At 53.6% G+C, this 13,124-nt stretch carries 9 protein-coding genes; all 9 read left to right on the plus strand.

Annotated elements, in window-relative coordinates; genetic code table 11:
* Nucleotides 1–225 precede the first annotated feature (225 nt).
* The 9 genes from MKX76_RS07320 to MKX76_RS07360 all read left to right on the plus strand — a co-directional run bounded on the left by MKX76_RS07320 (nt 226) and on the right by MKX76_RS07360 (nt 12,911).
* Nucleotides 226–1,662, plus strand: coding sequence for an SWIM zinc finger family protein (locus MKX76_RS07320; protein ID WP_341033324.1), 1,437 nt, complete (start codon nt 226–228; stop codon nt 1,660–1,662).
* A gap of 59 nt (nt 1,663–1,721) precedes the next feature.
* Nucleotides 1,722–3,557 carry a HEAT repeat domain-containing protein gene (locus MKX76_RS07325; protein WP_341033325.1) on the plus strand — a complete coding sequence of 612 codons (1,836 nt, stop codon included), beginning with the start codon at nt 1,722–1,724 and terminating at the stop codon, nt 3,555–3,557.
* A gap of 127 nt (nt 3,558–3,684) precedes the next feature.
* Nucleotides 3,685–4,788, plus strand: coding sequence for an AAA family ATPase (locus tag MKX76_RS07330; RefSeq protein ID WP_341033326.1), 1,104 nt, complete (start codon nt 3,685–3,687; stop codon nt 4,786–4,788).
* Nucleotides 4,785–7,202 (plus strand): DUF5682 family protein, encoded by a 2,418-nt coding sequence (locus MKX76_RS07335; protein WP_341033327.1) that lies wholly within the window; start codon nt 4,785–4,787, stop codon nt 7,200–7,202. Before MKX76_RS07330 ends, MKX76_RS07335 begins: the two co-directional genes overlap by 4 nt.
* Before the next feature lies 1 nt (nt 7,203).
* Entirely contained in the window at nt 7,204–8,433 is a 1,230-nt protein-coding gene (locus tag MKX76_RS07340; RefSeq protein ID WP_341033328.1) for a VWA domain-containing protein, read from the plus strand.
* Between the two features lie 151 nt (nt 8,434–8,584).
* On the plus strand, nt 8,585–8,989 hold the full coding sequence (locus MKX76_RS07345) for a helix-turn-helix domain-containing protein (RefSeq protein WP_028405309.1): 405 nt from the start codon (nt 8,585–8,587) through the stop codon (nt 8,987–8,989).
* 244 nt (nt 8,990–9,233) lie between these two features.
* Entirely contained in the window at nt 9,234–9,911 is a 678-nt protein-coding gene (locus tag MKX76_RS07350; RefSeq protein ID WP_028405308.1) for a methyltransferase domain-containing protein, read from the plus strand.
* A 485-nt stretch (nt 9,912–10,396) separates the two neighbouring features.
* The gene (gene codB, locus MKX76_RS07355; RefSeq protein WP_341033329.1) at nt 10,397–11,674 is read left to right on the plus strand and encodes a cytosine permease; all 1,278 of its coding nucleotides are present in this window, start codon (nt 10,397–10,399) and stop codon (nt 11,672–11,674) included.
* Complete coding sequence (locus tag MKX76_RS07360) at nt 11,643–12,911, plus strand: cytosine deaminase (protein ID WP_007128092.1); 1,269 nt, start codon at nt 11,643–11,645, stop codon at nt 12,909–12,911. The genes codB and MKX76_RS07360 overlap by 32 nt, the downstream gene beginning before the upstream one ends.
* Nucleotides 12,912–13,124: the final 213 nt, after the last annotated feature.

Consider the following 13,124-nt stretch of genomic DNA (forward strand, 5'->3'; position numbering starts at 1 on the left):
AGATGCACGGGCGCACTACATATATTCGCGAAAACAGCTTCTTTTCATAGTGCTGGTTTATATAACGCAATCGTGTTCAGGAGCAGAATTTACATTATTTCGTTGTCTATGAAATTAGAGAATCGGATAGCTTTTTTAATTGCTAACGAGAATTTCTTGCGTTCATACAATTAAGCAAAGCTCAATATTCTTTGAAGAGGAATCAGAGGGAAGGAGACGTTTCATTTGCTTCAATTGACAACATCTTATATCGATTCACTCGCTCCGAATGCGGCCGCAGCCAAAAACGGACGGGGACTTGTACAAAAGAGCAAGTTTATAAAGCTCAACGTATCCGAGGATGAAGACCTGCTATTCGGGGAGTGCTTGGGCAGCGGGAAATCCAATTACGTATGCTCCGTTGATTTTATCACGCCGGACAATCCAGTCGCGCGATGCAGCTGCCCGAGCCGGCAATTTCCGTGCAAGCATGCCCTTGGCTTAATGTACGCTTATGCAGACGGTATAAGCTTTGAGAAGGGAGCAGTACCGGAGGACATTGCGTCCAAGCGGGAAAAAGCGGAAAAGCGGGAGGAAAACAAGGCTAAACGAGAAAGCGGGGAACTGACCGACAAGCCGAAGAAAGTCAACAAAAGTGCGCTAAAGAAGAAGATCGCCAAGCAGCTTGAGGCGTTGGGCGAATTGGAGAAGCTTGTGCTCTCGCTGGTGCGCGGAGGTCTAGGAACTACGGACGCCCGGACGGTCAAGAGCCTGAATGAGCACGCCAAACGGCTTGGCAGCAGCTACTTGACCGGAGCGGAGAATGAGCTGCGCCGGCTCGCCCTGCTGCTGGAAGAGAACGACCGCGAAATCAGTTATACATATGCGGCGGAGCAGTTAACGCTGCTGCACGCTTTTATCAAGAAGGGCAGGGCATACCTGCTGGCCAAACAAGAGGACCCGGACCTGAAGCCGGATACGGAGTCAACCATCGAGGAATGGCTGGGACACGCCTGGCAGTTGGCCGAATTGAAGGAAGCCGGAAGGGTGAGCGAAAACGTCGAGCTGCTTCAGCTCGCTTTCTACAGCTACAAGGATGAAGCGCGGCGAGAATTCGTGGACACCGGTTTCTGGCTGGAGCTCGGCAGCGATCGCATTCACCGTACGGTGCAGTATCGGCCGTTCAAAGCGGTAAAGTTCATGAAGGAGGAAGACAGCTTCTTCGACGTTGCGAAAATCGCCGAGCTTTATCGTTATCCCAGCGGCATGAACGCAAGGGTGCGTTTTGAGGGGATTCTGCCTCGCACGATGGAAAACGCCGACCTGGAAGCTGCATGCGCCGCGGCCTGGACATCGATTCCCGAAGCGGTCAAGGCCGTTAAAAACCAACTCAAGGATCCGCTGGCCGACCGATCGCCGGTCGTACTGATGAAGGTATCTCAGATAGCGTCTACGGAAGACGGCGGATTCACGCTGGTGGACTCCGCGGGTAATACGCTGCAGCTCGGCGACGTGTACCGGCTGCCTCAGGCCTCGACGCAGCTTCTGTCGCTGGTCGATTCGTCGCTGTTGGTCGATTGCTGTGTGCTTGCGATGTTTGAGCACCGGATGGACACAGGCCGGCTTATCGCCCAGCCGCTGACGATACTGCAAGGGGACCGGGTTGCCCGGCTGCTGTACTAATCGTCTGCGATCAGAATCTCGAAACAATAGGAAATCGGGGAAAGCGGGAGGAGAAACCAATGAGCACGACTTTATTGCAGGAACTTCAAGGCGAGCTGCGCCGCCTATATATAGCAGGCAGTGACCTGGCGGCTGAGGATTTCCGCCTTAAACGGCTGGAGCCGAAGCTGGCCCAGCTAGGAGAACGGGCTCCTGTATTCAAAAAGCTGGCCGAAGGCGTGGCAGCACTGACGGGCCCTTCAGACCCGGAAGCGAGAGCGGTCCGCCTTCAAGACGTATCGCTGTTGCTGAATTCAGTGCTATCGACGCAGGGAGCCACGGCAGCAGAAGCACAGGTTGTAACAGAACGGGAGAAGGATAACGAGCTGCCTGAGCTGACGACAATGCATTCGTACCGTCAGTTAACGGAGGTACAAAACGCATTGTCTGAATCAGGGGGAGGCCGCTATGAAATTGTGACGTCGGCGTACGAGCAGGGGCTGTTTCGTGATTTGCGGCTGTTCCCTTTTGCCATGAAGGCACTCAGCGACTCGTATTCGGAAATCGCGGACTTCGCCGCACGCAACATTCTGCCGAGCTACGGCCGCTCCATCGTGCCATACTTGCTGTCTGAGATGGATATTCAGGGCGGGCGTGAGGAAGAACGGCGCTTGCAGGTTGTAAGGGAGCTTGGCGTTGATCCGGAAGATGCCCGGTCACTGGAACGACTTGTCCATGCGGCCGAAGAAGGGGCTGATAAAGTTCGTTCTGCGGCCATCGCCTGCCTGGGCCCGCATCCGGCTTATGAAGCTCGGCTGCTGGAGTGGTCACATGACAAGAAAAAGGCAGTCCGGGAAGGCGCATACAGGGCGCTGGCGGTCCGTAACTCGGAAGCAGCTAGGGAGCGGCTGTACGATACGTTCAAAGGGAAGGATGCTTTGCTTGCAGCCGAAGCGATCGGCTATGCACCCTCCGCCGAAATGATCGATATGCTGCTGCCGCTGTTCGAGGAGCTGCTTCGGAAGGAAGACGCAGGCGAGGTGGATAAGAAGGCGAAAGAAAAGCAGTGGAGCGCGCTGGAGCCGTTCCTGACCGCGTTCGAATATGCGCGCCATCCCGAGCTTGAGCGTCTGTACCTGGATCTGGCGGGGAACCAGTCGGCTTACCCTGCGCTGGGAAGGCTCCATGGTGGGGACTGCATTCGCATCCTGAGGCACGCTGCAACCTACCTTGAAAGTACGGATACAGATGAGGCGCTTGACGTGCTTAAGCGTCTGGAGGAACAGGACCCGATTTATTTGCCCTACGCCTTCCATGCGTCAAAGCGGAGGCTAACGCCAGCTGAACTGTATGATCAGTACGTTGGTTCCGGTTGGGGACGACTTAAGACCGTGGTATCGAAAAAATCCCAGCGGGCCCAAAAAGCGCTGCTGGATACGCTTAGAGATGAATTATATGCTTACCAAGGGTATGTCCGCATCCGGCTGCCGCAGGATCAGATCGAGGCGGAATGGGATCCGCGCTGGCTCGATTGGCTCATCGAGCGCGACGATCTGCAGCTGGTATCCGCGCTGGCCGCTCCAGGTAATTCGAGGCTGCTGCCGTATATTGAGCGTACAATGGAGAAAGCAAACCATCATGACGCTCATTATATTTTCACTTCGCTTGATGCATGCGACGCGGACGAGGACACGAAATATGAGCTCCTTATGAAATGGATGGAGCGTAAAGACTGGAAACGCACGTACAGCATGTATGAGGAGGAGAGCGAGCGGCTGCTTCGCGTCCCCGATCATCTCGCTTCGGAGAGTGCGGACCGTTTAGAGGCTCTGATTAAGGACATCCGGTACGACAGCTTGAAGGAAAAGCTTGAAGAGATTATTCATGCGCTCCGCCGCAGGGCTGCTTCGGTATAACCGGCGTATGTAAGACATGACCGATCTGCTACGGACTGGCCCGTAAGGTCGTTGCCGAATTGAAAACGGCAGCATTGGAGTGCAAGTCCTTCAACCAATAGATTCATTAGCGAGAGGAGAACGTGATATGACGTTAGCGAATAAGCAAGCGCAGGATGCCATGCGCCTTCCGGCGGAACAGCTGTACCGAGATGAAATCGAAGCGCTTATTAAAGAAGATAAGGGAGCGGTTCCTCCGGGGTGGCAGATGTCGCCCCGCGCCGTGTTGAAGTATATTACCGGTGGCAAAGCCGGCAAATTGGAGATCACACCCAAGTACATTGGCAATCGGCGGCTGGTTGAAATGGCAATCGCGACGCTCGTTACCGACCGGGCTCTGCTGCTGATCGGCGAACCGGGCACGGCCAAATCTTGGCTGTCCGAGAACCTGTCGGCCGCGGTGTGCGGCAATTCAGGGCTTGTTGTGCAAGGAACAGCCGGGACGACCGAAGAACAGGTCCGTTATTCGTGGAACTATGCGATGCTGCTTGCGAACGGCCCAACGCCTGAGGCGCTGGTGCGCAGCCCGATCATGCGCGCGATGGAAAATGGCAGCATCGCCCGTTTTGAGGAAATTTCGCGCTGCGCCTCGGAGGTTCAAGACGCGCTGATCTCCATTTTGTCCGAGAAGAACGTCTCGGTTCCCGAGCTCGGCAGCGAGACAAGTGCCCGAAAAGGCTTCTCGATCATCGCCACGGCGAATACGCGCGACCGCGGCGTCAACGAGATGTCCGCCGCCCTCAAGCGGCGGTTTAACATCATTGTACTGCCGTCGCCTTCCGATCTGGAGACTGAGCTTTCCATCGTCAAAAAGCGCGTGGGCGAGATCGCCGCTTCGTATCAGCTGCAGGCGGCTCCTCCGGCAGACGAAGCGCTGCTGAAGGTCGTTACCATCTTCCGCGAGCTGCGCAGCGGTATGACGCTTGACCGCAAGGAGAAACTGAAATCTCCGGGGGGCGTGATCTCTACCGCTGAAGCCATATCGCTACTCACCAACAGCATGGCGCTGGCGGCAAGCTTCGGTAGCGGCGAACTGACGGACGAAGATTTGGCTGCCGGTCTGCAGGGTGCCATCGTGAAAGACGACGACAAAGACAAATTGGTCTGGAAGGAGTACCTTGACAACGTCATGAAGAAACGGGGATCGGACTGGCGCGGACTGTATCAGGCGTGCAGGGAGTTGAACGAGTGAAGACCGCCTCGGAAGACGTCCGGGTCTCCGTCTTCGGCGTCCGGCACCTCTCCCCCGGAGGTGCCCGCCATCTCCTGGAGTACCTCGATCGCGTCCGCCCAACGGCTGTGTTGATCGAAGGACCATCGGACGCGACGGATCGGATTGACGACCTGATTCATCCGTTGACCGTGCCGCCTGTGGCGGTGCTGGCCTTTACGAATGAAATGCCTGTCCGGACGGCGCTGTGGCCGTTCGCCGTCTATTCACCGGAGCTGCAGGCGATGCGGTGGGCTGCCAAGAACGGAGCACACTGCGAGTTGATCGATCTGCCGTCGGACGCGACAATTGCTCTGGAGGATCTGCGGCGGCGCAATGAGGAAGAACGCGCCCGCCGGAAGAGCCTCGTGCCGGAAGGGATGGGCAGCGAGTCGTCATTGGCCCAGGGAGCGCTACCGGAGAAAATAGTGCCAACTGCCGGCACGTCGACAGCCGGACCCGAGAACTCGTTATCGGAACGCTCCGTTTACGAACGAATCGCCGAGTTGGCCGGCGAGCACGATTACGAATCATATTGGGAACGGCATTATGAGCACAACGCCAATTCGGATGCGTACCGGGAATCCATCCTGACCTTTTCCGAAGAGATACGAAGTCTCGGTGAAGAGCGAGAGCGAGCCGAGCAGCCGGAAGAGTTCGCATACAACCAAGTGCGGGAAGCTTATATGCGGCGGCAGATTATGAAAACGATCGAATCGGGGCATGATCCAGCGAAGATCGTGGTCGTCTGTGGCGCGTACCATGCGGCTGCATTGGAATATCCTTCGTCGGGTACGATGAGCGACGAAGAGCTGGCAGCGATACCTTCGCGCCGGACCAAGCTGACGCTGATGCCGTATTCGTATTATCGGCTGTCCAGCCTGTCAGGCTACGGGGCTGGCAACACCGCACCGCATTACTACCAGATGATGTGGGAGGCGATGGAGAACGGGCGGCCTGAGGAGCTGCCGATACTATACCTCTCGAATGTTGCCCGTCTTCTGCGGGCATCCGGCACGCACCGTTCCACCGTCGAGGTCATCGAAGCGGTGCGGTTAGCCGAAGGACTGGCTTCGCTGCACGGCGGCAGCGCGCCGACGCTGATGGAGCTGCGTGACGCGGCCCAAACGCTGCTCGGACGCGGCGAGCTGTCGGTGGTCGCCGAGGCGCTGGCCCGCGTTGACGTTGGCACGGAGATCGGCTCCCTAGCCGAAGGCGTCAGCCAGACGCCGCTGCAGGATGACTTGAACCGCGAGCTGAAGAGGCTCAAGCTGACACAATACAAGACCGCCGTCTCGACCGACTTGTCGCTTGACCTGCGCGAGAATCGCCGGGTTTCGTCGCAGGAGGCTGCATTCCTCGACCTGAACCGATCTTTTCTGTTTCGCCGTCTGGAACTGCTGGAAATTCCGTTCGTCCAATCCCGTCCGGCTGCCGGGGACCGTGCGGTCTGGGCCGAGGATTGGATTATTCAATGGACCCCGGAGGCTGAGATCCGGGTAATCGAGTCCACTCTGCTAGGCGAAACGATCGAAATCGCCTGTGCCCATCGACTGAGGGAGAAGCTGGAAAGCTGCACCTCCATCGCGGAGGCATCCGAGCTGATCGGCGTCTCCGTCCGATGCGGCATGACCGCTCAGATGGAGGACGGTCGCCGCGTGCTGCAGTCGCTGGCTGCAGACAGCCGCGACGTGGCGCAGATCGCGGCCGCTGCGGCTGAGCTGTCGCGCATCATCGCTTACGGCGATATTCGCCGTGCGGACACCGCGCCTCTCGTGCCGCTGCTCGAGCAGCTGTTCTACCGCGCCTGCCTTTACTTGTCCGACGCGGCGAACTGCAGCGACGAGGCGGCGTACGGCATGGTCGCCGCCATGGGTGACCTGAACCGGATCGCGCAGGAGCATGACGAATTTGTCGACGTGCCGCTATGGTTGGTTGGACTAAACGAGCTGTCCGAGCGGGACGACCGTAATCCGAAGCTCTCCGGCTTCGCCTGCGCCTTGCTGCTGGAACGAGGGGAGATGGATGCGGATCAGTGCGCTGCGGAAGTGTCACGGCGGCTGTCGCCGGGCATTCCGTCTGACCTCGGGGCCGGCTGGTTCGAAGGACTGTCTATGCGCAACCGTTACGCCTTACTATCTCGTATGAGCCTGTGGGAGCAGCTTAACGATTACATCCTTTCGCTGGACGATGAGCAATTCAAGCGGGCGCTCGTATTCCTGCGCCGGGCGTTCAGCTCCTTCTCACCGCACGAAAAAACGATGATCGCCGAGACGCTGGGTGAATTATGGGGCGTTCATGCAGAGCAGGCGGCTGAAATATTGACCGGGGATCTCAAGGAGGAAGAAGACAAGATGCTGGATGAATTGAATGAATTCGACTTTGGGGACTTTTAACATGACGGATCAAACGAAAGAAAGACTGGAACACTCCGTATCCCGCTGGCGCCTGATTCTGGGAGAGGCGGTTCAGGGGAAGCTGGAAGAGTTGGCTGGAAGTGAAGCACTGCAGTTGACGGAAGAAGAAGCGATCATGGATGCCGCGCTGGCCGCGATTTACGACGACACGGACGCCAGCTACTCCAGCGGCGGTTCGGGACGGGGCTCGGGGAGCAGCGCTGGCCGCGGAGCGGGTGGAGGAAGAGGCTCGGTTAACCTGTCCCGCTGGCTCGGCGACGTACGCAGCCTGTTTGCCGAGGATGTCGTCTCCATCATCCAGAACGACGCGATCGAGCGCAGGGGATGGAAGCAGCTGTTGTTCGAGCCAGAGCTATTGGCATCGGTAAAACCGGACATTCAGATGGTTGGAACGTTGATGGCGCTCAAGGGCAAAATTCCTGAGCGGACAAAGGAGACCGCGCGCCTCCTCGTCAAGGCCGTCGTTGATGACCTGATGGCCCGCTTACAGGAAGACATGAGGCGGGCCGTGACCGGAGCGTTGAACAAACGGCAGCATACGCCGCTGCCTTCGCTCAGTGGACTGGATTGGAAGCGGACGATTCGGCGCAACCTGAAGCATTACGACCGGGAGCGGAACATCCTGATTCCCGAAAAATTTTATTATTTCGACCGGGCCCGGCGCAATAAGGAATGGACCGTCATTCTCGATATTGACCAGAGCGGCTCCATGGCGGAGTCGGTCATCTGGGCGTCGGTAACGGGCGCAATCTTCGCCAGCATGCCGGCGCTGGATACCCGCGTCGTTGTGTTCGATACGGAAGTAGTCGACCTGACGGAGCAGTGCGCTGATGATCCCGTCGATATGTTGTTCGGCGTCCAGCTTGGCGGGGGAACGGACATCAACAAGTCGGTCGCGTACTGCGAGTCGTTTATCGAGGAGCCGAAAAAAACGCTGTTTATTTTGGTAACCGACCTTTACGAGGGAGGCAATCAAGCAGCCTTGGTGCGCCGCATGCGGGAGATGCGTGAATCGGGTGTGCGGACACTATGCCTGCTATCGCTCTCGGATAGCGGACGGCCGTTCTATGACGAACGGCTGGCGAGACAGCTATCCCGGGACGGCACGCCATGCTTCGCTTGCACGCCAGGCATGCTGCCAGAGCTGGTGGCAGGTGCGCTGCAGGGCCGCGATATGAGCGAGCTAGCGAAAACGTTGATTAAAGCCTGATTAACATGCACTTCAAAGAAAGTCGCTCACTTGAGCGGCTTTTTTCATTATGCCGATCTGTGAAAAGAAACCAGGACCTTATTATTTCTGTTTACTTACATCATATTATCCCTTAATATATGGATAACTATGGATAAGGAGCTGAGTAATAATGAATGCTAAAGAAGCAGCGTCTTTACTTGGGGTCCATTATAAAACCATTCTTAACATGATTAATGACGGGCGTTTATCCGCTTCGAAAAATGACTCGGGAGATTGGGTAATCAGTGAGAGCGATTTGGCTGCCCGTGAGCAGCAGATTGGCGATAAAGAGTTTGCAACGATTTATACTCATATGGCAGTGCAACTCATTGAAAAAGCTCATCATCGTGCGATAAAAGCAGCAAAAGAAGAGCTTATTGAGGTTGCGCGTGCAACAATTAAGGCAAAAGATAACAGCAATGAGCTGAATCAACAAGTAAAACGTCTTCAACATGCATTAGATGCATATAAAGCTGCAGAAGCATTCACACACACGGTTCATTCAATTAGAAAACAAGCGAATATCGATGATTAGGAGGCAGGGATGGTGAGTTCTGAACAAGATCATATAGGCTCGGAAGTCAGCTATATAAAATGTCTGCTTGTTAATTGAGGAATAACAATTTAGGGGATTGCGGGTGGCGCGTATAAGGACAAGATCATCTAAACATAAGAAGTCGCAAAATACGCGGCTTTTTTGTTTTTAAAAATACAATTTAGGTTTGAGTTCGAAAAGCATGGAATACATTTGAAATAATCGATTAAAAGGAGGGGCCTGGATGGTGAACTATGACTGTTATGCTGAACAATATAACGAAATTGTGAAGTCAGGAGGCCCCGAAGGTTCTTACAGGTATATTTTACAGCAATTAAACAACCTTTCTGGTTTGACCGACATTAACATTTGCGACATCGGTTGTGGTCAGGGGGAATTAGCCTGCCGGTTATCCATACTTGGAGCAAAAGTAACTGGCGTTGACTTAAGTGAAAAGCTTTTAGAATACGCCCGTAATCGCACTGATCAAGTGACCTGGGTAAATGATAATGCAATGTCACTACAAAAATTAGAAGACGAATCCTTTGATTATGTTGTTTCCAGCGTAATGCTAATGGATGTTTCGGATCATAAACAGGTTTTTAAAGCAGCAAATCGGATCCTAAAACCCAATGGGACTATGATCTGGGTAATCATGCATCCCTGCTTTCAATCTCCATTTAGTTACCCTTTAGGTGATGGTTCGCGAAAAATAATCCGGTATGATTCGCAATTTTGGAAATCTGAAGGGGGAGGAACGATTCGTTCTATTTTAGGTGCTTATCACCGTTCAATATCAGAGTATTTAAATGATTTTCTAATATGCGGTTTTTCACTTATTCGAGTCGATGAATTGGAACGAGACAATAATTTGATAGACAATTTACCATTGATGTTTGCTGTCATCGGAACAAAAAATTAAGTTCTCTATTCGGATATACGAGTGAGATATGAAGAGAGCAGCACGTTGTGTCAGGCACTCGTGCTGCTCTCTGTTCTGAGCACTAGGCTTCTTAATAACAGGGATCCAGATTTCAATTTCATACAAATGGTTGCCTCGATCATAAGTCATTTCAAACTCTGGACCGTTTGCGAATTCGTAGGCTCGAGCCTGATGACGCTGGTATCCTGACCATTGGATAATAATAACATTGACAATCGTAGGTTTTTCCAAAATAATAGAATGTAATTGAATACTGGTACCTTTAAATCAGTCCAGAGAGGCTGGCAAGGGCAGCGGATGTTTATAATCACGCGTGATTCAGTGCATACCCCATCAGGGGATGCTCTGCGTCTTCGCGCGGGTTATGATGCAAAGAAGAGGCTACTTGTCAGTTTGAGACTTGACGAGTAGCCTCTTTTTTCTGCTTTTTTGGTATCAGGACACTTTAACCTGGAGGTATTCTGATGAGCAAACAAGATCAAGAGTTTTCGTGGCAAGCGGTACCGAAAACGCAGAGAAACCATTTTTGGAAGACGCTATCCGTCATGTTAGGGTTCACGTTCTTTTCGGCAAGCATGCTGGCAGGGGGGACGTTAGGAGTCGGCTTGACGTTCATGGAGTTCATAGGCATCGTGCTTGCGGGCAACTTGGCACTGGGCATCTATACGGGAGCACTGGCACATATCGCTGCCAAAACGGGCCTTTCCACGCACTTGTTGGCAAAATATGCGTTCGGTGAAAAAGGGTCGTACCTGCCATCGTTCCTGCTCGGATTCACGCAGGTCGGATGGTTTGGCGTCGGCGAGGCCATGTTCGCGATTCCGGTTGCCAAAGCGATGGATTGGAACGTGTACCTGCTGATCTTCTTGTTTGGTTTCGCCATGACGGCATCCGCCATCTTCGGCATGAAGTCGCTCGTCATTTTGGGCTACATCGCAGTTCCGGCCATTACCATCCTTGGCGGCTACTCCATGTTTGAAGGGGCAGGATCCCTGGGGGGGCTGCAAGGGCTGCTCGATTACTCGCCGACCCAGACGCTCACCACGGCAGCGGCATTGACCATTTGTATCGGGTCTTTCATTAGCGGAGGAACGCTGACGCCCGATTTCGCCCGGTTTTCCCAGACGTCCCGGCAGGCGGTTACCGCAACGGTCATCGCGTTCTTCCTGGGGAACTCGCTCATGTTCTTGTTCGGTGCCGTCGGCGCAATGGCTTATAACCAGGCCGATATCTCGGAAGTCATGTTCCTGCAAGGTTTGATCATTCCCGCGATCGTCGTTCTGGGGCTGAATATCTGGACGACCAACGATAATGCCCTGTATGCTTCGGGGCTAGGCTTTGCGAACATCACGAAAATTTCGAAAAAGTTCTTCGTCATTGTCAATGGCATCGTGGGTACCGTCTTGGCCATGTGGATGTACAACAACTTCGTCGGTTTCCTAAATGTGCTGGGCGCGGCGATTCCGTCGATCGGTGCCATCATCATCGCGGACTACTTCTTTGTAAAGCGCAGAAATTATAAACCGTTTGCCGAGATGACTTTTAAGAAGGTAAACTGGATAGCGATGGCAGCTTGGGCTATCGGCGTTGCCTTCGCCCAATTGGCTCCCGGAATAACGCCATTGAACGCACTGATCGGAACGGCAGTGGTCTACATTGTATTGATGCTGATCGTTCCTGCCAAAGAATCCACAGAAAAGGGGAAAACAAATGATTATACAGAACGCAAAATTGCGGGGTAAAGAGGGCATATGGAATATCGTCGTGAAGAACGGGAAGTTTGAACGGATTACGCAGTCGCTGGAAACAACAGCGGACGAGGAAGTCATTGACGTGGGCGGCTCGCTTGTGCTGCCGCCGTTCATTGAACCTCACATTCATTTGGACACAACGCTCACTGCCGGTGAGCCGGAATGGAATTTGAGCGGAACGCTGTTCGAAGGCATCCAGCGCTGGTCAGAACGCAAGGCGTTCCTGACGCATGAAGACGTCAAAACGCGCTCCACAACAGCTCTGAAGTGGCAGATTGCTCAAGGCATCCAGCATGTAAGGACGCATGTGGACGTGACCGATCCTAGCTTAACCGCAGTTAAAGCGATGCTTGAAGTGAAAGAAGAAATGGCACCTTATATTGACATCCAACTTGTCGCTTTTCCGCAGGAAGGCATCCACTCCTACCCGAATGGCGCGGAACTGTTGGAAGAGTCGCTGAGAATGGGCGTTGACGTGGTTGGCGGCATTCCCCACTTTGAATTCACAAGGGAGTATGGCGTTGATTCGATGAAGGTTGCTTTTGATCTCGCGGAAAAATATGACCGGCTCATCGACATCCATTGCGACGAAATCGATGATGAGCAATCGCGTTTCGTGGAAGTTGTCGCCAAAGAAGCCTACGAACGCGGACTGGGCTCTCGTACGACGGCAAGCCACACAACGGCGATGGGGTCATATAATGATGCCTATACGTACAAATTGTTTAGATTGCTGAAGCTGGCTGACCTGAATTTTGTCTCCAATCCTTTGGTTAATATCCACCTGCAGGGACGCTTCGATACATATCCGAAGAGAAGAGGGCTGACCCGCGTCAAAGAGCTGCAGGAAGCCGGACTAAATGTGTGCTTCGGTCACGATGACATCTTTGATCCATGGTATCCGCTAGGCACGGGCAATATGCTCCAAGTGCTCCATATGGGCATCCATGCTTCGCAGCTGCTTGGTTACGATCAAATCGTAAACTCGATCGATCTTATTACGAAAAATAGTGCAAGAACACTGCATATCGAGGATGTGTACGGTATTGAAGAAGGCAAGCCTGCCAACTTCATCGTTCTTGAAGCGGAGAACGAATACGAGGCTATCCGCAAGCAGGCAGCAGTGCTTTATTCGTTCAGAGGCGGCCGCAAAATCGCGGAAACGAAGCCGCGGGACACGTCGATCGTTCTTGAGAGCGGTTCGGAGAAGGTCACTTTCAATAAATAATTGAAGGATTCGCATTCTAACAAGAAGGCACCCCGATCTGGGGTGTCTCCTTCATTATGTTTGAATGCAGACGTAGAGGAGAGGTACAGTCCTTTTTTACAGTCTATTTTCGAATCCGAATTAAAATAATCCCTTGGGGTAGATTAATCAAGAAAAGCAAAGTTGCAAAGGGATTTTGAAAGAAATTCGTAAGAATAAGGTTATCTATTCATC

It is taken from the genome of Paenibacillus sp. FSL R5-0810, assembly GCF_038002285.1.
GTDB classification, from domain to species: Bacteria; Bacillota; Bacilli; order Paenibacillales; family Paenibacillaceae; genus Paenibacillus_AQ; species Paenibacillus_AQ lactis.